General features: G+C 58.2%; 21 protein-coding genes and 2 pseudogenes. 6 read left to right on the top strand and 17 right to left on the bottom strand.

Annotated elements, in window-relative coordinates; all coding sequences use genetic code 11:
* Positions 1 to 29: 29 nt before the first annotated feature.
* Together NH344_RS16405 and NH344_RS16400 are read right to left on the bottom strand one after the other, a co-directional pair.
* Complete coding sequence (locus NH344_RS16405; protein WP_058578692.1) at positions 30 to 1,337, bottom strand: TolC family protein; 1,308 nt, start codon at positions 1,335 to 1,337, stop codon at positions 30 to 32.
* A 63-nt stretch (positions 1,338 to 1,400) separates the two neighbouring features.
* Complete coding sequence (locus tag NH344_RS16400) at positions 1,401 to 1,748, bottom strand: hypothetical protein (protein ID WP_152621782.1); 348 nt, start codon at positions 1,746 to 1,748, stop codon at positions 1,401 to 1,403.
* A gap of 82 nt (positions 1,749 to 1,830) precedes the next feature.
* On the opposite strand from NH344_RS16400, the pseudogene NH344_RS16395 reads away from it, so the two are divergent.
* Positions 1,831 to 2,112, top strand: a pseudogene (locus tag NH344_RS16395) (hypothetical protein); the annotation flags it as partial.
* 15 nt (positions 2,113 to 2,127) lie between these two features.
* Here the strand turns inward: NH344_RS16395 and NH344_RS16390 are convergent.
* Positions 2,128 to 3,084 (bottom strand): arsenic resistance protein, encoded by a 957-nt coding sequence (locus NH344_RS16390; RefSeq protein ID WP_253028159.1) that lies wholly within the window; start codon positions 3,082 to 3,084, stop codon positions 2,128 to 2,130.
* Between the two features lie 332 nt (positions 3,085 to 3,416).
* Positions 3,417 to 3,989: pseudogene (locus NH344_RS16385) on the bottom strand (site-specific integrase); the annotation flags it as partial.
* A gap of 12 nt (positions 3,990 to 4,001) precedes the next feature.
* On the opposite strand from NH344_RS16385, the gene NH344_RS16380 reads away from it, so the two are divergent.
* Complete coding sequence (locus NH344_RS16380; RefSeq protein ID WP_253028158.1) at positions 4,002 to 6,791, top strand: Tn3 family transposase; 2,790 nt, start codon at positions 4,002 to 4,004, stop codon at positions 6,789 to 6,791.
* 278 nt (positions 6,792 to 7,069) lie between these two features.
* On the opposite strand, the gene NH344_RS16375 is transcribed toward NH344_RS16380, so the two are convergent.
* On the bottom strand, positions 7,070 to 8,104 hold the full coding sequence (locus NH344_RS16375) for a hypothetical protein (protein WP_022524311.1): 1,035 nt from the start codon (positions 8,102 to 8,104) through the stop codon (positions 7,070 to 7,072).
* A 36-nt stretch (positions 8,105 to 8,140) separates the two neighbouring features.
* Complete coding sequence (locus tag NH344_RS16370; protein WP_022524310.1) at positions 8,141 to 8,500, bottom strand: histone-like nucleoid-structuring protein, MvaT/MvaU family; 360 nt, start codon at positions 8,498 to 8,500, stop codon at positions 8,141 to 8,143.
* Positions 8,501 to 8,912: 412 nt separating this feature from the next.
* Between NH344_RS16370 and NH344_RS16365 the strand changes: the two genes are divergently transcribed.
* The 4 genes from NH344_RS16365 to NH344_RS16350 all read left to right on the top strand — a co-directional run bounded on the left by NH344_RS16365 (position 8,913) and on the right by NH344_RS16350 (position 10,886).
* Positions 8,913 to 9,191 carry a hypothetical protein gene (locus NH344_RS16365; protein ID WP_074211814.1) on the top strand — a complete coding sequence of 93 codons (279 nt, stop codon included), beginning with the start codon at positions 8,913 to 8,915 and terminating at the stop codon, positions 9,189 to 9,191.
* Between the two features lie 234 nt (positions 9,192 to 9,425).
* Positions 9,426 to 9,653 carry a hypothetical protein gene (locus NH344_RS16360; RefSeq protein ID WP_230834752.1) on the top strand — a complete coding sequence of 76 codons (228 nt, stop codon included), beginning with the start codon at positions 9,426 to 9,428 and terminating at the stop codon, positions 9,651 to 9,653.
* Positions 9,646 to 10,605: a tyrosine-type recombinase/integrase gene (locus tag NH344_RS16355; RefSeq protein WP_179931225.1), complete on the top strand. Its 960-nt coding sequence runs from the start codon at positions 9,646 to 9,648 to the stop codon at positions 10,603 to 10,605. The genes NH344_RS16360 and NH344_RS16355 overlap by 8 nt, the downstream gene beginning before the upstream one ends.
* A gap of 14 nt (positions 10,606 to 10,619) precedes the next feature.
* Complete coding sequence (locus NH344_RS16350; protein WP_230834753.1) at positions 10,620 to 10,886, top strand: hypothetical protein; 267 nt, start codon at positions 10,620 to 10,622, stop codon at positions 10,884 to 10,886.
* Positions 10,887 to 10,949: 63 nt separating this feature from the next.
* On the opposite strand, the gene NH344_RS16345 is transcribed toward NH344_RS16350, so the two are convergent.
* The 11 genes from NH344_RS16345 to NH344_RS16295 form a co-directional block, all read right to left on the bottom strand.
* Positions 10,950 to 11,219 carry a helix-turn-helix domain-containing protein gene (locus NH344_RS16345; RefSeq protein WP_230834760.1) on the bottom strand — a complete coding sequence of 90 codons (270 nt, stop codon included), beginning with the start codon at positions 11,217 to 11,219 and terminating at the stop codon, positions 10,950 to 10,952.
* A gap of 5 nt (positions 11,220 to 11,224) precedes the next feature.
* Positions 11,225 to 12,394 (bottom strand): ParB/RepB/Spo0J family partition protein, encoded by a 1,170-nt coding sequence (locus NH344_RS16340; RefSeq protein WP_230834754.1) that lies wholly within the window; start codon positions 12,392 to 12,394, stop codon positions 11,225 to 11,227.
* 1 nt (position 12,395) lies between these two features.
* Positions 12,396 to 13,169: a ParA family protein gene (locus tag NH344_RS16335; RefSeq protein ID WP_022524305.1), complete on the bottom strand. Its 774-nt coding sequence runs from the start codon at positions 13,167 to 13,169 to the stop codon at positions 12,396 to 12,398.
* A gap of 201 nt (positions 13,170 to 13,370) precedes the next feature.
* Complete coding sequence (locus NH344_RS16330; protein WP_179931222.1) at positions 13,371 to 14,306, bottom strand: recombination-associated protein RdgC; 936 nt, start codon at positions 14,304 to 14,306, stop codon at positions 13,371 to 13,373.
* A gap of 436 nt (positions 14,307 to 14,742) precedes the next feature.
* Positions 14,743 to 15,117: a hypothetical protein gene (locus NH344_RS16325; RefSeq protein ID WP_230834755.1), complete on the bottom strand. Its 375-nt coding sequence runs from the start codon at positions 15,115 to 15,117 to the stop codon at positions 14,743 to 14,745.
* The gene (locus NH344_RS16320) at positions 15,114 to 15,566 is read right to left on the bottom strand and encodes a hypothetical protein (RefSeq protein ID WP_230834756.1); all 453 of its coding nucleotides are present in this window, start codon (positions 15,564 to 15,566) and stop codon (positions 15,114 to 15,116) included. Before NH344_RS16320 ends, NH344_RS16325 begins: the two co-directional genes overlap by 4 nt.
* On the bottom strand, positions 15,563 to 15,949 hold the full coding sequence (locus NH344_RS16315; protein ID WP_230834757.1) for a hypothetical protein: 387 nt from the start codon (positions 15,947 to 15,949) through the stop codon (positions 15,563 to 15,565). The genes NH344_RS16320 and NH344_RS16315 overlap by 4 nt, the downstream gene beginning before the upstream one ends.
* A gap of 64 nt (positions 15,950 to 16,013) precedes the next feature.
* Positions 16,014 to 16,835 (bottom strand): thioredoxin fold domain-containing protein, encoded by an 822-nt coding sequence (locus NH344_RS16310; RefSeq protein WP_074211803.1) that lies wholly within the window; start codon positions 16,833 to 16,835, stop codon positions 16,014 to 16,016.
* Positions 16,836 to 16,930: 95 nt separating this feature from the next.
* On the bottom strand, positions 16,931 to 17,500 hold the full coding sequence (locus tag NH344_RS16305) for a hypothetical protein (protein ID WP_230834758.1): 570 nt from the start codon (positions 17,498 to 17,500) through the stop codon (positions 16,931 to 16,933).
* Between the two features lie 65 nt (positions 17,501 to 17,565).
* Positions 17,566 to 17,910: a single-stranded DNA-binding protein gene (locus NH344_RS16300; RefSeq protein WP_074211802.1), complete on the bottom strand. Its 345-nt coding sequence runs from the start codon at positions 17,908 to 17,910 to the stop codon at positions 17,566 to 17,568.
* 148 nt (positions 17,911 to 18,058) lie between these two features.
* Positions 18,059 to 18,523, bottom strand: coding sequence for a hypothetical protein (locus NH344_RS16295; RefSeq protein WP_179931219.1), 465 nt, complete (start codon positions 18,521 to 18,523; stop codon positions 18,059 to 18,061).
* Positions 18,524 to 18,795 lie beyond the last annotated feature (272 nt).

The following is an 18,795-nucleotide window of genomic DNA, read 5'->3' as shown; positions in this document are numbered from 1 at the left end:
TTGCATGGTGTGAATCCTGAATTTGTGGGTTAGCGCGTCGGGGCGCCCGGAACAGTCGCGAGTGGCTGCGCCGTAAGTTGTTCGATCAACGCCTGGTTGAGCAGCGCCGTGGTGGCGGCGTCGACCAGTGCCTCCCGTGCTGAGAGCAGCTCCCGCTGTGCGGCGGTCCACTCCACATAGCTGTAGCGGCCGTTTTCATAGGCTTCGCGGGTCTGAGTGAGTGCCTCGGTCAGGTCGGGAAGCATTTGGCTGCGAATCTGCTCAACAGTCTCGATACTTTGTTGCCGCAAGTGGTAGGCGTCGAACAGGCGCGAATGGAGGCGCAGCAGGGTATCCTCCCGGCGGAATCGGACCTCATCCCGCGCCGCCAGGGCGGCCTGCACCTCGCCGCGATTGCGCCGTCCGGAAAAGAGCGGTACCGAGAGCCCTGCGGTCAAGGCGGTATCATCCGTCTCCTCGAAACGCCGGACGCCCACCTGCCAACGGATGTCGCTTTCGGACTGGCTGCGCGCCAGCTGAATCTCCGCTTCGCGGATACGCTGTTCGCTGGCGTAGATTTGAATGGCTGGGCTGTCGCTGACCCGCTGGTACAGGGCATCGAAGTTGTCGGATGAACCGAACTGGAACAGATCGCCTTCCAGCATTTGAAAGTCCGGGCTGGTATCGCCCCACAGGGAAGCCAGAGCCATTTTCCGGCTCTCGTAGGCGGCTCGAAGACGGGACTGCTCAATACGACTCTGGGTGAGCGCGGCCCTGGCGCGCAGGACTTCGGCCTGGGGCGCCGCGCCCCTGTCGGCGCGACGGGTGACGATCTCGTGGGTGGCCTCGGCCAGCGCCACAGCTTCAGCGGCCAGTTGGAGTTTTTCCTGCAGGGCCAGTGTGGCGACAAAGCGCTGGGTCGCCTGTCCCAAGAGATCCAGGGTCTCGGCCCGGCGCTCGGCCTCGACCCGCCCGTATTGTGAGTCAACTACGCTGACGCGGGCCTGACGCTTGCCGCCAAGTTCGAGGACCGATGACAAGGACAGGGTGTACTCCGCCCCGTCGACCCCTCGCAGATTGTCGCTGCCGAGGAAGTTTTCCACTTCCAGATCGGCCTCCAGGGCAGGATTTTGACCTGCCGTAACGCGGCGACCCTCAAGACCCTGAAGGCGAAAATCGAAGACCTGGAGGCCGGGGTTTTGCGCCATGGCCCGCGAGAGTGCCTCGGACAGAGTGAGTGGTTTGTCACCGGCATGTGCCAGGGCAGAACCGAATGCCAGCGTTAGAAGGCAAAAGGCATGAATAATAAAATGGCATGGCATTGCGCGCCGCCCAGTTATGGGCATTCTGAAAAGCATGAGACTGCTCCTACGAAATTCTAAATGACGGTTATTCCCCGGGTGGGGAAGATATTCGCAGGGTCAGGAAATGGGAGGGCGGAAAAGGGAGGATTGAACCCCGGTGGTGAAGTTGGCTTGGTAGTCGGACAGTACTATTCCCGCAGTCAAGCCGGAAATGTTGGTGAGGGTTCCCAGCAATACCATGTGAAAGCAGCTGTGGCTGTGATGGCCATGGTCCGCTGAATGACTGGGGCTGCCGGGAGACGACTTGGTTGCCTGATTTTCGCTGGAAAAATCCGCTGATTCGTGTGAATGCGCATCATAATGTGGCATTGCGGGGTTGTGCGGTTGTGTTTCATAGGCAATAGACGCCACTGACTGCAAAGCAATCAACAGCGTCATTGCGACTATGAAACAGCGTTTAATCATGCAAGTGGTCCCGGAATTTGATCGTGAGCCTAGCAGAAAGGCAACCACATAGAAAGGACTGGACTCCCATGGCGTTACGTGTGTCCGTAGTGCGCTGCCCTGAGTGGCGGGCGATTGCACCGACCAACCGCAGTTCGTCTATGTGGCTGCCGCCGGGGGCAGCCGGGCCGGGATCAATATGGCCGGCGGCGACGCTATGCTCGATCTTCGCGCCATGCCGGCGGTCATGGCGATGCGGGCCAATATGACCGTGCAGGAATTGGCTGAAGAGCTGTTTCCCTACCGGACCACAGTGGAAGGGCTCAAGCACTGCGCCCAGACTTTTACCAAGGACGTGACTCAATTGTCCTGTTGTGCCGGGTAAGGCTGCGTTCCCGGCTCAGTCGGAATGCCTGATCAGGTGCGGCAGCCAGCGCAGATACGCGACCATACCGAACAACTCGACCAGGGATTGGAAAACAATGACAACGACAGCGGCCCGCCAGGGTTCCGGCAGTGACAGGGCCAGCGGCAGCATGACGAAGGAGTTGCGGGTACCAAAGCTGAAGGTGAGGGTGCGGCCGATAGTGGGCGTGAACCCGAATAGCTCACTGAGCCCCTTGCCGATGGTAGCGGCGGCAACCAGATAAAGTACAAAAACCACAAGCGCCGACCACAGCAGGGCGCCATTGTCGATCACCAGGCTGACCTGGGAACCGGCAATTAGAAACACCACCAATGCCAGCAACGGCACGGGCAGCCACCCAAGCCAGTCCACCAGTGTTTGCGCGCGCGGGTGCTTTTCCGTCAGCCGTTCGGTTAACCAGGCCAGGATCAGCGGAGTGACAATCAGTCCGAAGAAGGCTGGCAACAAGTGGCTGCCAACCGCCAGTTCAATGGCGATATTGCCCATGAAGAGCCAGATGTAAACGGGCAGCAAAATGAGCTGGACAATCAGGAGGATCGGCGCGGCCGCGATGGCCCGGGCACCGTCCCCGCCACCGAGATGGGTAAAACTGATAAACCAGTCCGTACAGGGTACCAGCAGTACCAGCAGCACGCTGAGACGAATAGCGGGATCATCCGGTAACAGCCACAATAGAAGACCAACGACCACTGGTATCAGAATAAAATTGCCCGTCAGCAAAGCGGCCAGAAAGCGGCGATCACGAAATGCCGACCTGAGATGTATCAGTGGTACCTGAGTGAAAGTGGTGTACAGGAGAACGCCCAGTGCGGGCCAAAGCAGCGCTTCCCAATGACGGGTCTGCTCTGGTGACATCCAGCCGATGGCCATGCCGGCCAGGATGGCAACCAGATAAAACCAGACCTGATATTGTTCTAGGCTGTTACGCATTTGGCTTCTTCCACGATGATACCCGGACTCGGCACCTGTTTGTGTGGGCCGGATAGTACCATGGGAGTCCTGTGACTCACGGTGTTGTCAGCCAACGTGTCTGTGGGAGTTCCTTCCAACCCCAGCAAAGTACTACTGCATACGCTGAGATATGCCCCAAGTTACCGGCCGATTTCTTAGGGAAAATCTGGGGCAATTTGATCGCCAAACTATGCCATTTCAGGCCATATTGCGTAGTACGGTGTAGGCTTCCTACGGTGGTGATAATAAAAGAAAATACGTATTTTTAGCCGTTTGGCGTTCAGTCTGTCCCCACTCTTGGAGAATGGTCATTAGGGTTCCGCCTTATTTGATTTCAGCCTGGTGATAATCTGGCGTCGATTTGCCACCAGTTCGGCTGCTTCCCGCACCGGATCGTCCTCGACATGAACGTATCGCATGAACATGGTCACGGTTTTGTGAGCGGTCAGTGCCATACCCACTTTGATCGGGATGCCGGAATTGGCGATGTCGGTGGCAGCGCGATGCCGGATGCCGTGTGTGCCAACAAGGGGGATGCCGGCCCTTTTCAGTATGCGGCGCCAGGCGCCATAGTAGGCGTTTTGGGTCAACGGCTTGTTGGGATCTTCCAGAGCAGGGCAGACGTACTCCGATTTGCTGTGGATTGCGGCATCAGAGAGCAGTTCGTAGGCTTCCGAGCTGATAGGTTTGGACATGTCACCGGTTTTGCTGTCGGGCCAGACTACTCGGCGACCGACCAGGTCTACCCACTCCCATCGCAGCGCCAGGATTTCGGACATTCTGGCGGCAAAGGCAAATTGGAGCCGAATGCCGAGAATCGGAGAAGGGTGTTCAAATTCCTCCTCTTCTGTTTTCTCCAGTTGCCTGAATAAGAGGATCATCTCCTTGGCTACTTCGTGAATCTCAAAACGGTCCCGCGGCCCATCACAGCGCATATCCTGGCCTGCGACGACCTTTTACCCGTCCCATTGAGCCAGCTCAGGGAATACGACCGCAATGGTGGCGCCCGTCAGCGGATGTTGGACGCGATTCGTCAACAGGTGGGCATCAAGGCGTTTACCGTCGAAGGCAAGGCTATCGTGAGGGACTTGGCGCGTGAAGCGGCAACCACCAAGCAAGATCTGGCGGACATTATCAATGTGGTGATCGAAGAGCTGGTGCGCCAGCGTTTTGAACTGCCGGGTTTTTCAACGCTGCAACGGTCCGCGCGTCAGGCTCGCAGCACGGTTAATACAGGTTACTTTCGGACGCTCAGTGCGGGTTTGACGGCGCAGCAAAAACAGGAATTTGACCGGCTGCTGCAAGTGCCAGACGATTCATCTCATACCAGTTGGCATAAACTGAAACAGGAACCCAAAAAGCCGACCAATACGGAAGTGAAGAAGTATCTTCAGCACCTGGAATGGCTTCAGGGCTGGTGTCAACGATTGCCCGCTGTTGATCACATTCCAGCCGCCAAGTATCACCACTTCATACTGGAAGCACGAGCGCTTGGCGCGGCCAACATCAAGGCTATGCAAAGCACCAAACGCTATGCCTTGATGATTCTGTTGGTCCATGCCCAATTGCGTCGCGCAATGGACGATGCCGTCGACATCTTTGTCCGCAAGATGCGCAACATCAAGACTAAGGCGGAAGCCAACCTGAACCAGTATCATCTGGATCACATGAAACGGATGGACAAACTGGTCGCTCAACTGCGTGACGTGCTGACCGCCGTTCAGGAAGCGCCGACGGATTCCGAGCGAGGTGCCCGAGTGGCGGCTGCCATCCAGAGCGACCCTGATGAATTACTGGCCGAGTGTGAGGAACACATGGCCTATGCTGGCAATAACTTCATCCCGTTTATGCTGCAACCCTATCGCCCGTTACGCCCCCTGCTATTCAATTGCCTTGAACTACTGGATCTGACGGCAACCAGCCACGATCAATCCTTGATTGAGGCGATTGCGACTCTGAAAAAGCACCGGCACAGCCGCAAGGAATGCCTTGTGCTCAGCACTCAACCCGTCGACGTGTCCTGGCTACCGGAGCGTTGGCGCCGTCTCATATTGGGGTCCGGGTCAAGCCAGCTACTGCCCGGTATGGTCTACCGGAAGTATTTCGAGCTGGGCGTACTAACGCAGGTGAAGCGTGAACTGATTTCCGGCGATCTCGCGGTCGCGAATAGCGACCAGTACAGCGACTACCGCGATCAGCTCGTGGATTGGAGTGTCTATGATGCCCAAATAGCGGACTACAGTGCGATGGTTGATATCGCATCCGACCCAGCCGCTTTTGTGGCGCAGGCCCGCTCACGCTTGAGCGAAACGGCGGACCGCATTGACCGTAACTTCCCGGAGAATGAATACACCGTCTTCAATGGTGAAGAGCTGGTGATCCGGAAGCACCGTCGCACAGCGCCTCCCGATGGGCTGGCCGAAATTGACAAACAGTTATCCCAGAATTTGCCCGAAAAGAATATTCTCGACATCCTGGTGGAAGCCGAAAAATGGCTGGGGCTCCACAAACGCTTTGGACCACTTTCCGGTTTTGAGAGCAAGCTGGAAGACCCACGTACCCGCTTTGTTTCGACCTTGTTTTGCTATGGCTGCAATCTCGGGCCAACTCAGACCGCCCGATCCATCACGACACTTAATCGCCGGCAGGTGTCCTGGCTCAACCTGCGGCACGTCACCGAAGAGCGCTTGGAGCAGGCCATTGTGCAGGTTATCAATGCCTACAACCGCTACCGGCTGCCGCGACACTGGGGAACTGGCCAGCGGGCTGCCGCCGATGGCACAAAATGGAATCTGTACGAACAGAATCTGCTATCGGAATACCACATACGGTACGGTGGCTACGGCGGGGTGGGCTACTACCACGTCTCCGACAAATACATCGCGCTGTTCAGCCACTTCATCCCTTGCGGCGTTTATGAGGCCATTTACATCCTTGACGGGCTGATCAAAAACGATTCCGATATCCAGCCTGACACCTTGCATGGCGATACTCAGGCGCAAAGTGCGCCCGTCTTCGGGTTGGCTTACCTGCTGGGTATCAACCTGATGCCCCGCATCCGGAATCTGAAGCAGCTGGTGTTCTACAAGCCTGACAAACGCCAGCGGTATGAGCACATCAATGCCTTATTCAGCGAAACCGTCAACTGGAAACTGATTGAAACACATGTACCCGACATGCTCCGGGTGGCGCTATCGATAAAGGCAGGGAAAATAGCACCGTCCACGGTATTGCGACGTTTAGGTACCGCAAGCCTCAAGAATAAACTCTACTTTGCTTTCCGGGAACTGGGGCGGGTAGTTCGGACAACCTTTCTTCTGGACTACATTGGCAGCGTGGAGTTGCGGCGAACCATTCATGCGGAGACGAACAAAACGGAGGAGTTCAACCAGTTCGTAAAATGGCTATTTTTCGGCGGCGAGGGGGTGATCGCCGAGAATATCCGCCACGAGCAACGGAAGGTGATCAAATATAACCACTTGGTGGCCAACCTGGTCATTCTTCACAATGTGGAGTCGATGACGTTAACCCTTAAAGATCTCAAGGATCGCGGCCATCATATTGATCACGATATTCTCAAAGGATTGGCCCCATACCGCACGGACCATATCAACCGATTTGGCGATTATACGCTTGATTTTGAACGGCAGGTTTCACCCATGAGCCACCATATAAAAATAATTTAAAGCCAATAGGTTAGTTCACTTTTTGGAGGATTTCGTCAGAATCGTTGCCGACCCTCCACCTACGGTCGGGCCGGGAGCCGGTGCCCTGGGCGGCCAACGGTGCAGGGTTCTCGCGGACCGGATGAGGGCGGCGGTGGTGACAAAGCCTACCAACAGTGCAGAATTTCCACCGATCCTGAAGAGGACAGCCGTAGCAGGCATAATTAAAGCCAGTGGCAATAAAAAAGCCGCAGTTAATATCCCGCGGCTAGCATGAAAGGGAGTGATATATTTCGTAACTACTCACTCTCTTCAGAAGCTGTAAGAGCCTTTTTTGTAGATATTATCCCATTCTTGTAGTTCGCCTTTTTTATGATCTTAACGAACTGCTTAGTAGGGTATATCTTGTAAACAATATCGGTCAGTTTCTTTCCGTCTTTGATTCGTTCGCTGTCATCGTAGCTATCGATGACATTATGCTCCTTCAGCGTATCAAGAGCCATCTTCATGGCCCTCACATTCGTGGCCATACGGTCAGAGAGCCCCCTCGGACTCCCTTTGAGAAAGGAGACAAGCCGCGGCGTGTAGGGATTGGTGGAGGAGGCCTGACTCCAATGGTGACTCATTCTCTTGTGAATATAGCGAGCAAGGGGGCTCTTAATAGCCATAGACGTTTTATAGTCATACAGCCTGAAAGTCTGGTTATGAATGCTTTCAGTCACCAGGGGATTAAACTGAACATAGCACTTTGTATCCCCCTCCCTCAGCTTCAAGTCTTTCCTTGTGGTAAGACCTACCATAGGGAAGAAGCTCGATGATATAACCGTTTCCCCATCTTCAGAAACCGTTTCAAGTTGAGCCCCGCGGCAAACAAGAATAGCTTCTTTTATTTCGCTAAGTTTAAACTCGTGATTGTTTCTCTTTAATTCATTGCGAAGTTGATAGAATGTGAATAGCACACCCACCTTTCCGTCAATCATCGCGATCCCGCCATTTACAGCGAGTTTTCTCAAAGCATCCTCAATGATCTCTTCGCGCTCACCTGGGTAAACAAGCTCAGGTTTCCCAGGACGTGTTTCAATTAGAGCAGGGCGGACTTTTACTTTTATTACGCGACCACCCACCCGGCATTCACGTTCTTTCGCGGCGGCTTGCCGAATATCAGTAAAGCGCCGACGCCGCTCGAGCGAATATTTAGGCAAAGAATCATAAATATCGATGCTATTGCTATAATCGCCATCACGGGCGTCTAGCAGGCTGAAAAGGTCGAGCTGAGCCGACTTGCTCACCGAGATGGCCTGTATATCCTTGTCATTGCTGCTTTTTTTAGACATCGTAAACCTCTACAGCCTGCTGCACAATATAACCGATTACTTCTCTTCAATCAGCCATGAATCAACAGTTTCTGCCCCGTACTGTTCTTTCCATGCCTTCAATGTCTTCTGGTTGCCACCTCTGGTTTCTACAACCTCACCAGTCTCAGGGTTCCTATATACTTTAAGTTTTCTTTTTCTTCTTCTTTTGCTTTCAGTGTTCTCGATGCTTGATTCAGGGGCAAGAGCTGATATAACCTCGCCATTTGTCTTATTATATTCATCCATTAGCCTTCTGAGCTTATCTATAAATTCCTTTTCCCTTTTGAACTCAGGAGTGTCCTCTAAAGTTTGCATCTTCCTGCGAAGCTCTTGGGCCTCATTTTCGAGTTGGAAGTACCTAGCGAGGATGCTCATTCCTAAACCCCTATGGATATGGTAAGTGTGCAAAGCACATATTGGCGACTGCTTAACCCGGTGTCAATGGGCTCCTTGGTGATTGGTCGACCTGCCGAAGCCCTCTGACTTGGCAGTGTGCTGGGCCGCTGGACAGGCGCCGCTGTGCAAAATCCAGAGGAGAACACCCGCCAATGGCGCTCAGATTTTGCGTACAGGCGGCACGAAAGCCGTCGATAACACCAATAAATCGAATGAAAACAGGTTCATAGGCGTAATTTTATCGTTTACGAGTGACTGCCTAGATCCACATAAAATGTAGCTTGGTCTGGCCATCCCTATCTCTACTTATTAAAATAACTATTTAAGAAAGTAGAGAAGGGCGATAGGGGTAACTAGCCTGTCCTGAGGGCCACTGGAGAAGGATTCACGCATGAAGCTACAGGCCATCTACAAGATCGCGCTCGTCAGCGACACCTTGGTGGTGATCATCGATCAGGATGGGCCGCGCTCCATCACCAACGATGCCCAGGGCGTCATCGACCGCCTGACTGCTGAGCTGGGTGACCTGCGGCGGCGGCGAGTCTACTACCGCGACACCATGGGGCGCTTCGATGAGATCAGGATCGAGGGTGGCCGCTTCACCGGCTTCGCCCCCTGTAGCGAGCATCAGCAGGAGGCCTTTGCTGAATGGTGCCTCGAGGAGGTGTAGCGATCGATGGGCTACTACACGGGAGACCTTGCTCATCACTCCCTGGCCAAGGGAAGTGATGGCCATGGCTGAATTCACCTGGCGGTGCCCGCGAGGCCGCGGCCCGGGCGAGCCCGCCAACCATCTGTGCTGGAGACCTGAATGGTAGACCAGATCACGATGCCACCGAGGGCTGGATACTCGGCTGTCTTGACCAATGACTTCATGGTGATCCTTCGCGATCACGGAGAGATCGTGAGCGTCCGAGAGGACGCTGATTCCGTCTTGGAGCACCTGAGCTGCACCATCCCGGGCGGGCTCAAGCGCCAGCGTGTCTATGTCGAGGAGGTGCCTGGGGGCGACGGCTTCTACGAGCTGAAGCACCAGCATGGCAACCTGGACGGGGTTGAGCAGTGCTCGAGTCACCAAGCCGACCACCTCAAGCAGCTCGTGTCGACCGGGGCGGAGGGTGGCCATGGATAGCGAGCTGACCCTTGTTCGACCCCAGGGCTCCCAGGCGCTCGCGGCCGGTGCTGAGGACGCACTCTCGGAGGCCAGAGGCAATGCAGGGCTCTCGTACCTGCTGAACCTCAATTCCCGGCGTAGCCGGATCACGATGCGGTCCCACCTACAGTTCATCGCCAGGCTGAGCGGTGGCTACGACATCCAGGGCTGCCCATGGGCGCTGATACGCCGTGAGCATGTCCGATCGATCGTGGAGATGATGACCGAGATGGGCAAGGCGCCAGCCACGGTCAATGCTGCCTTGTCGGCCATGAAGGGTGTTGCCCGCGAGGCCTGGGTCATGGGGGACATGGACAGCGAGAGCTACCAGCAGATCCGCGACTTGAAGGGCGTCCCTGGCTCCCGTCTTCCCAAAGGGGTCCACCTGGATGAAGCCACGATCCAGGCCCTCAGTTCCGCATGCGAAACTGACGACAGCCCCAAGGGGGTTCGTGATGCAGCGCTGCTCCAGCTGCTTGTATCGACGGGTTTGCGCCGGTCGGAGAGTGTGTCCGTGGATCTGGAGGCTATCGATACCAGCCGCAAGGCCATCAGGATCGTCGGCAAGGGCAACAAGGAGCGGCTGGTCTTCCTTCCCGACCGGACGTTCAAGGGGCTCAGGGCCTGGCAGGCCTGTCTTGGCCGTGACACTGGTCCACTGTTCACGAGGGTGCGCCGGCATGGCGTGGTCTGCGATCAGAGGCTGACCGATCAGGCCGTCTACTACATCATCAAGGAGCGTGCGGCCCAGGCCGGCATAGACGAATGCGCCCCTCACGACTTCAGGCGGACCTTCGCCACCAACCTGCTTGATCGTGGCATTGACGTGCTGACCGTGCAGTATGCGCTTGGGCACTCGAACCTTGCTACCACGCAGCGCTATGACCGTAGCGCGGAACGTCGCCTCGAGGAGGCGATGAAAGGACAATGAACCAGGAGGCCAGAATGGCAAACATCCAGATCCTGCATGACCGTGAGCGCTTCAGGGAGATGCTGAGCTATGCGGTCTCGCGGGAGAATCTGTGGGGGAACATCGACGTGATAGCCCGAGACGGGGCGCCGGGCCTGCTTCTCGTCGTGCTCGATCAGCATGACATGCCCAACCGGGTATCCTCAGGGGTCGCCCACGAGTGCTACGGGGATGCGCTGGGTGAGCTGGGAGACCTCCTGGACGAATTGAACCCTGACTGCCGGCCGCTGAGCGCTCTGTAGCCAGGCGCATGAGCACGAGAAAGGGAGGCCGTGGGCCTCCCTGGGTAGCATGGTCGTTCTGGTTCAACCGAAGTGATTGCGGAAGGAGGCCGGGTCGAGGATGCCCCATCCCTCCAGGGAGTAGTACCCATTGGCGCCTTCTGGCGAGCTTGGGTCTCGGATGAAGAGGATCTTCACCTTCAGCTCCTCCCGGATCGAAGTCAGCTGTCGTTTGACGGTGCCGGCAGGTATGCCAGTCTCCGAGGCGATGTCCTGAAGCGACGGCCGCTCCATGGTGTCGATCGCCCGCAGAATGGCGTACTTGCGCTGTGTGTCTCGCGATAGGCTCGGCATCGGCACTATTCCTCTCCTTCGACGCCGAGCAGCTGCACGTCCGATACCCGCGCTCTCAATGGCTCCTCATCCCCATTGTCGAGGCGGACCCAGCAGTAGCCGGCCTCTGGGTCGATCCGATCCGTTTGCAGCACCCCGCTTCGATGACCTCCCTGGGTGTTCACGCTGACAACGATCCGAGCCCGGGCCGGTTCCTTGGTTGGCACCGGCTGTGGAGGGGTGGTGCCCTTAGCCTCAGGGGCTTTCGGTGTTTCCCGCTTGGGAGCGGCCTTAGCCGCTTGGGAAGGTTCAGCGCCAGCCTCTTCACCCGCAGCAGGTCCTCCCTGACCAGGCGAAGAGCTGGACGACTCTGCGGCCGAGTGCTCGGAGGCTCCGGTGTTGGGCTCATGGCCGCCATCGTCGCCTGCCCCCGGTTCCTGTAGCCCAACAAGACTCGGCTGGTCATCATTGAACCCAGGGCCAGGGGGAGGCTCCGGCTTTTCGGAAGCAGGAATCTCAGGTTCTTCCGGCAGCCCGCCTTTCTTGGCCTGCTTCAGAAGCTCACGGCATGCCTTCCGGCTGATACCTTCCTCCAGGGCCTTGGCGCAGATCCGCTCTGCCTGTTCCGGGGCGATAGAGTGCAGCTGGCGCAGCGTGTTGAGCGATTCCGGGTCAGACGTAACCTCCTCATCGTAGAGACGCATCACGCAATCGGGGAGCTTCAGCAGGGACAGGTGGGAGGAGACGTACCCCCGGGACTTGCCTAGCCGCTTGGCGACATCCATGCCCTGCCAGCCGCGATCGATGAATTTCTGGATGCCCTTGGCGATCTCCATCGGGGTCAGGTTCTCGCGCTGGATGTTCTCGATCAGCTCGCCAGCCGTCTCATCCAGGTCGTCCAACTCCTTCTTGTTGACGATCGCCTCCACAGGCACACCAGCCAGCTTGCAGGCTCGCCAGCGCCGCTCACCCTTCTGGATGCGGTATTTCCCGCTCTCGTCCTTGGGATAGACGATGATCGGCTGCTCCTGGCCGTTCACCTTAATCGACTCGGCCAGCTCCTCGATGCCAGCAAACTTCTCTCGTACCTGCCCTTGCTTGGGCTCTACCTCGGCGGTATCGAGCATCAGCACCTCTTTCGCACCCTTGGAGCGACGAGACAGGCTTTGTAGGTTGCTCAGGTTTCCCAGTGCCATGTCAGCCCACCTTTTCCATGAGTTCGTTGATGACCGCCCGAATGTCCTTCGCCGCGTCACGCGCTGAGGTCGTCTTGATGCTCCACACGGGGACGCCGAGGTTGTTGGCCTCGTCCAGTTTCCCGCGCAGGCCGATCTCCGCGGTGTAGACCAGATCGGGGACTGCTTCGCGCAGCTGCTCGCATGCCCGCAGGTGAGAGGGGAAGTTGCGGTTCAGATTGTTGATCACCATGCCGGTGTTCTCCAGGTCGGGGTTCAGCTCCTCCTGGACGTTGATGATGGTGTTGAGCAGGCCTTCGACGCCATCCAGGGCGAAGCCACTCACTTGGACCGGGCAGATGACATGGGTGGACATGGTGAGAGCGGCGACGAGCTTCCGGCCAAGGCTGGGCGGGCAGTCGACCGCTACATAATCGTAGTGCTCGAGGATTCCGCTGGCCTTCAGGTTGTTGATCGGGTTGAGCACGCAGTTGAGCGGCATGGACTCGATTTCCGACAGCTCAGGGTCGTTCTTCTCGGTCCAGATCAGGTCCATCCCACGGGCGCACCGCATCGGGCGGATGTCGGTGTAGTCTTCCCGGAACAGGAACGCGGAGGGGGTTCCCGTGTACTCGCCTTCCTGCTGACTCAGGCGGCTGGAGGTGTTGCCCTGAGGGTCCAGGTCGATAGCGAGCACCCGAAACCCTGCCTCCTGTAGGTGGAAGACAGTCTGGAGGCAGATGGTCGACTTGCCGACCCCGCCTTTCTGATTGGCGAAGCTGATGATCTTGGTCATGGTGTCCCCGGTTGCCCGGCCTCCAGAGGAGGCAGGATGGTTGGTCCTTGCCCGGCTCAGGATGCAGGGCCTGGCCAGGCCAATTTCGCATGCGAAACATAATAGTCGACATAAAGTGAGCCGACAAGGATCATAAGGCGGGACAGGTAGAGCATAAAAAAGGCCTAGCGGGCGCCAGGCCATAGAGGGTTATGCCGAGGCCTAAGCTGCCTCTTGTTCCTCGGTGGACGCCTCCTCCTCGATGACCGGACTGACCTCGCCACCGAGTAAGCCGATCAGCTCCTCGATGACGGCCGCGAGGGCTGGGATGTGCAAATGGGCTTCGGTGTCGAAGGCCGAGGCATCGTCATCGGAGGGGTCGGCACCCTCGATCAGCGCGTCATCGAATTTGACCTTCTTGAGCGCCAGGTCGTCCTGGAGAACCAGCGCCAGCTGGTCGGTTCTGGCCACTGCAAGAGCTGAGCAGATTCGGCCGCCCTCGAGGTGTTGCTGGATCTCGTCGCTCTCGAGGTCGACCTCGGTGGCTTTGATCACGCCCTCATCCCCGGATGGGGACTCAAGCTGGCATGCCTCGCCCAGCTCCCAGCCTTCCGCACGCTCAGCCGGGTTGGCCAGCCAGCGTGTCATCAGGTCAGTAGCGCGATCGCGAGTGGCGAGAGGTGTGACCTTCAAGGAGCCGGTGGTCAGCCGGAGCAAGTCCAGCGCTTCCTCAGCTTTCTTGCGACTGGCGGCATCCACCAGAATCCAGCCTCGCTGGGTGTCGATGGCCACGAGGAAGTGACCCGTGCGCTTCAGCGCTCTGGGCAGCAGCTCCTCGTAGACCTCCTCCTTCAGGATCTGCTTCTCAGCTCGCCGCAACGGAGATCCAGACGCCTTCTCGCGTGCCGCAGCACGCTCCTCAACCTCTTCTTTGACCGCAGCGGCAGGAAGTAGCCGCTCTTGCCGGCTGAAGCGCAGAACCAGGAATTGCGAGTTCACCGGATGCACCATCTGGTCACCACAGACGGTCGACCACCCTACCCTTTTGGCCTCGGTCGCGGCGCAGGCTCGGAACAGCTGCTTCTGGCACAGCTGTGCCAGCTGGTCGGCGCCAGGGAAATGGCTGTGGGCTCGGTAGATCAAAGCATTGTCGAACATGTAACCCCCTATCGCAGTATGGTGACTATGGATAGGGGCGCAGGTGTCGGGTAGTCCTAGAGTTAGGCACGTTATAGATAACGGTATAACTCCTCCTCCCCACCAGCTACGCAGGCAGCTGGCGCTGCTGCCTACCGGGGGGACGCCGGCCCATCGACGCCCAGGGCCTCCCGGAGGAAGGTGTTGGCCGCTCGCCGGCCGGCATTATCCCGCATTCGGCCTGGGGCTCCGTCAGCTGCGGTGGCCCAACATGACGCATACGCCGCCAGAACCGGCTCAGCATCCTCCACCCTGCCTTCATTGAGGCAGTGCGTGATGTAGCGCTTGTCTTCATTCGTGAGAGGAAGCTCTCGGAGCTGTTCAAGGCGAGTATCTGCATGCGCCATATTGTAACAATACCAGACGACAATTTATAGGACTGCGAAGGGCCAAATGCCTAGTGCCGGCCCCCGCGGGGAGGTAGAGCGATCCGGGATCGGGGCTGTGAGCTACCAGCAGCAAGCGCCTCACGAGCGTCGTGGCCTAGGTTCACAACGCCATGGACGGCCTCCTTGAGGTTCCAGACACCATCCTCGTAGGGTGCAAGGCTGACCCTGGCCAAGCCAGCTGGGAGGTGGACTGTGAAGCTCTGAAGGCGGGGGTCTTCAGAGCTATCGATCAGGTCCAGCTCGATTTCATCGATGTGGTCGGTGGCTACGGCATACACCGTGTACCGGGCATCGAGACCCAACTGCTGGCGGGCGAGTTTGCTCATCATTTCATCGAACTGCGGTGGGGTGTCGGAGACCTTGATACTGGCTTCGTCCCTCATGAGGCCTCCCCCGGGGTGCCATAGCCGGTGGCTTTCGCCCGCCGATCGGTGCGATGACACAGCCTGCGGCCGTCGATCCATAACTCCCGGAAGATGCCCTCATGGGTGTAGACGCCGATTAGGACATCCAGGGGCTCCATGTAGTAGGTCGATGACGGCTGCTGGGTGTCATCGACCAGTGCCTCTTCTCGGACCTTCATCACCAACGCTGTTTGCCCAGCCAAGGGCACGGCCTTGTTCTTCATCCCCCACTTCCAGACGACGACCTCCTTGGGGGCGAACCGCTCGTGGGAGGGAGCCTCGTTCAGCATGTCCAGCGCCAGGCTGCGAGTGGCTGCCGTGATGGCGCGATCCCCTGGGTCGACTGTTGCCTGTTCGCCAGCGGGGGCCTTCCGTCCGGTGAGCCACCGGCCCAGCCCTGCCAGCCAGGGCTCCTTGCCTTGTGTCATGCGTCAATCCTCGGGTTTTTCCGGTTCCTGCCGACTGCGACAGCTACGCCAATCAGCGTCCAGCCAGCAACGATGGTAAAGCCCAGGTGGAGAAACGCCCCGTAGGGTGGTCCCAGCTTCACCGAGAGGAACATTGACCCGCCGAATGCAATGAACCATCGGAACCAGTAATCAGCAGAGCGCTCCGCTACCCAGCGGGCCTGCTCCGGGGTGAGAGGATGATGCAGCCAGCGGCGGGGATAGATGGTCCTCTCGCGATTCCCATGGCCAACCTTGCGAGGCTGGCGCGGGAAGATGCGGTTGACGGCAAGCTGCGGGAACATGCCCTCCAGGGCACGTCGAGCAACACTGATGCGTGGCGGCTCATAGTGTGACATAGACACCCTCTAGCACAGCGCCCGGGCTCCTCGGGAGGAGCCTGGGCGCCTTGGTCGGTCATGGAAGAGGTTACAGGTTGCGAATCTCGGCAGCACGCAGGGCGCCGCGGCGGATCTGGGCTTCGCCGTTCGCGTCCTCGTAGATAGTGGTCGGCGTGGCGCCGATGCCCGCCTGCTGAGTCAGCTGGCTGTTCTGGCTCACGATGTCCATCGCCTCGGTGCTTGAGGCCCCGGAGATTGAGCCGCCCTGCTTGATGGTGGCCATGGCCTCTGCCGGGTTCTCAGCATCCACGATCTGTGCCGCTTCGTGCAGCGACTGCTCTCCCAGGAAGCCCACCGGCACCCAGCGAATGGTCACGTCCTCGAGGACATCACGAGAGGCCTCATACATGCGCTGGCAGTAGGGGCACTGGGTATCATAGATGACGTACAGCACGCGCTCGCCAGAGCCCTCTTCGACGTAGAACGGGGCATCCTGGATCAGCTCCAGCGCCTTGGCTTCTTCGTCGTCGGAATAGCCGTTGTCGGCCTGGCTGGCGCCAGCTCGACCCGGCATGTTTGCTAGGGGGCTGTTCTCCATGTGCTCTTCCATGTGCGCCTGGGTCAGGTTCTCACCGCCCTCACCGAGGATCATGCCGACGAACGCATGCTTGCCGTCCTCGGTGGTGTAGATCACGTTGGTGTCATTCTCGACGCTGATAACCCAGCCATTGATCCCTTCCAGGCCAGTGTCGAACGTCTTGTCCACCTTGGCGCCCGGAATGCCCAGGTCCGCTACTGCCTTGGGCAGCTCCTTGGCTCCCTCAGCTTTCGAGTCTTCGGCGAAGGCACTGCCGGTCATCAGGGCAGAGGCGATGGTGACAGCTGAGGCGATCAGGGTGAGGTGCTTCATGGGTGTGCTCCTTGAGCTTAGGTTTGCGCCAGCAGAACTGGCGTGTCTCTCGCCATGCAGGGCATGGCCACTTCGGGTTTTTCCTATCTGCTGCATCAAGGCAGCAGCTCTTCAATGTCCGCCTCGCTGCGGGAGGCGGCCTGTTCACGGGCCTCTTGGTTGGCTCGGCGAACAAGCTCACGGGCCTCTTCATAAAGGTCCGAGGAGCTGTAAGAGGTGTCACCATGGCGATCCAGGCTGGTCTCAATCGTTGGCGCGTCTGTCGGAAGGCCGAGGTCACTGAGCACCGTGTCGGTGATGTCCGGGAGTGACCCATCGAGCACGGCTGCCTGGCGCACGATCACCACGGCGCCATCCGCCACCTCTTCAATCGCGGGGCGCACGCCACTGTCGATACGGGATAGGGTGGAGATCGCGGCGTCTCGTGTCTCACCGTCCTCGCCCAGCAGGCTGCTGGCTGCGGCACGGCGGGCATTCACGTATTTCGCGGTGTCGAAGGTGACGATCTGCGGTGTCTCTGCGTCGGACGATGCCCAGGGAAGCTGGACCGGGATGGCGGTCAAGGCGAAGGCGGCAATGCCCAGCGCCCCGCCCACCACGGGGAGCACCCTTGCCAAGGGAGATTGTTCTCTGGGCTTCTGTGAATTCGGTTCGGTGTCGCTCATGGCTGCCCCTGTCGTCTACGCATGAAAAAGCCCCAGGAGTTACCCAGGGGCTGTAAATGAATGATTTAGAAGGGAATCTCCCCGTCTTCTTCCTCGTCACCTGCACCGCCATTGGCAGAGCGCGGGTCACGCAGAATGCGGCATGTGTCGACCATCAGGTTGGTGTACACCGTGCCATTTTGTGCCTTGCGGAAAGACAAGGCGCCTTCCACAAAGACCAGTTGGCCTCGCATCAGGCGGTCTTTCATCACTTCAGCGAAGCGACCACCGATGATGCAGTTGAGCCACATGGCTTCATCAGTCGACTTCTTGGCCATGTTGATGCCGAACCGAACGTAGGTGTTTCCCTTGTCGTTGGTGCGTGCTTCAGGCTCACCGATGTGACCGATCTGGATAGTCTTGCCCCACATGTTCAATCTCCTCTCTCTCAACATTCCCACCGAATGGGTCTCGGTAGGGGATAGGGGCACCACTGACACTAATGGCCGCCTCCTGGTGATTTTTTTCGATAGGCCGAGAAAAGCCCCCTAGCTCGAAGAGTTAGGGGGCGGGAAAACATCACCGCTGTAGGTGACGTGCGATCTTTGCCCTGGGCTGGAGGAATTTCCATTGCGCCAGGTTGTTGAGGAACATGCGGCGGAAGAACCGCTTGGTGAAGCTCACCACGAACACGTCCTCATCGCTGTCGATAGACTGCAAAGTGCTTTCCCGGTGCAACTCACGGTCAGGCCGGCGCACCTGGATCACAGTCCCGTCCTCGGTGGAGAACGCGAAGCCCTCCAGGTCATTCAGCGAGAACACCTCGAAGGCCACGTTGGCATCAGTGCCAAGGCTGGCCATCTCGCGCTGTGTTGGCTGGCGCCAGCTACGTCCCGCTTGGCGAGGGAGGACGAATCGCGACCCTTGCTGGGGGTCGATGGCGAATGCCACCTGATCCTCCTCGAGGCTGTCCTGGGGCAGCCCGCCAAACTCACGTCCAAAGGCCAGCGCATCTTCCTGGTTCACGATCAGCTCGATGTTCATTGCTCTCTCCTCTCACATTCCTGCGTGATGCAGGTCTCAGAGGGAGATAGGGCGGGGACTGCCACTCAGCTGGCGCCGGAAGGCTGGCAAACGGATTTCGCATGCGAAATCGGCGATCGCCTGGGTTGAGGGTATGCGGGATCGAGTAGACATCATGGATTGACCTGCCCCTCCTCAACGTCGTGGATTACGTTGAGGTAGGGACCAAAATGCAGAGCCACTATTGAGGGAGGCAGGTCATGAAACAGTCTAACGCAACTCAGCAAGCTGTT

It is taken from the genome of Halomonas sp. Ps84H-12 (genome assembly GCF_024124725.1).
GTDB lineage: Bacteria > Pseudomonadota > Gammaproteobacteria > Pseudomonadales > Halomonadaceae > Vreelandella > Vreelandella aquamarina.
Note: the sequence above shows the minus strand (reverse complement) of the source record. Positions and strands in the feature narration are given on the sequence as shown.

Excerpts from the sequence above, each read along its gene's own strand:
- NH344_RS16400 (WP_152621782.1), bottom strand. The coding sequence starts at position 1,748 with ATGATTAAACGCTGTTTCATAGTCGCAATGACGCTGTTGATTGCTTTG.
- NH344_RS16355 (WP_179931225.1), top strand. The coding sequence starts at position 9,646 with ATGGATAGCGAGCTGACCCTTGTTCGACCCCAGGGCTCCCAGGCGCTC.
- NH344_RS16345 (WP_230834760.1), bottom strand. The coding sequence starts at position 11,219 with ATGCCGAGCCTATCGCGAGACACACAGCGCAAGTACGCCATTCTGCGG.
- NH344_RS16370 (WP_022524310.1), bottom strand. The coding sequence starts at position 8,500 with ATGAGCATCCTCGCTAGGTACTTCCAACTCGAAAATGAGGCCCAAGAG.
- NH344_RS16365 (WP_074211814.1), top strand. The coding sequence starts at position 8,913 with ATGAAGCTACAGGCCATCTACAAGATCGCGCTCGTCAGCGACACCTTG.
- NH344_RS16305 (WP_230834758.1), bottom strand. The coding sequence starts at position 17,500 with ATGAGCGACACCGAACCGAATTCACAGAAGCCCAGAGAACAATCTCCC.
- NH344_RS16375 (WP_022524311.1), bottom strand. The coding sequence starts at position 8,104 with ATGTCTAAAAAAAGCAGCAATGACAAGGATATACAGGCCATCTCGGTG.
- NH344_RS16300 (WP_074211802.1), bottom strand. The coding sequence starts at position 17,910 with ATGTGGGGCAAGACTATCCAGATCGGTCACATCGGTGAGCCTGAAGCA.
- NH344_RS16340 (WP_230834754.1), bottom strand. The coding sequence starts at position 12,394 with ATGGCACTGGGAAACCTGAGCAACCTACAAAGCCTGTCTCGTCGCTCC.
- NH344_RS16320 (WP_230834756.1), bottom strand. The coding sequence starts at position 15,566 with ATGACACAAGGCAAGGAGCCCTGGCTGGCAGGGCTGGGCCGGTGGCTC.
- NH344_RS16335 (WP_022524305.1), bottom strand. The coding sequence starts at position 13,169 with ATGACCAAGATCATCAGCTTCGCCAATCAGAAAGGCGGGGTCGGCAAG.
- NH344_RS16405 (WP_058578692.1), bottom strand. The coding sequence starts at position 1,337 with ATGCTTTTCAGAATGCCCATAACTGGGCGGCGCGCAATGCCATGCCAT.
- NH344_RS16325 (WP_230834755.1), bottom strand. The coding sequence starts at position 15,117 with ATGAGGGACGAAGCCAGTATCAAGGTCTCCGACACCCCACCGCAGTTC.
- NH344_RS16350 (WP_230834753.1), top strand. The coding sequence starts at position 10,620 with ATGGCAAACATCCAGATCCTGCATGACCGTGAGCGCTTCAGGGAGATG.
- NH344_RS16390 (WP_253028159.1), bottom strand. The coding sequence starts at position 3,084 with ATGCGTAACAGCCTAGAACAATATCAGGTCTGGTTTTATCTGGTTGCC.
- NH344_RS16310 (WP_074211803.1), bottom strand. The coding sequence starts at position 16,835 with ATGAAGCACCTCACCCTGATCGCCTCAGCTGTCACCATCGCCTCTGCC.
- NH344_RS16295 (WP_179931219.1), bottom strand. The coding sequence starts at position 18,523 with ATGAACATCGAGCTGATCGTGAACCAGGAAGATGCGCTGGCCTTTGGA.
- NH344_RS16330 (WP_179931222.1), bottom strand. The coding sequence starts at position 14,306 with ATGTTCGACAATGCTTTGATCTACCGAGCCCACAGCCATTTCCCTGGC.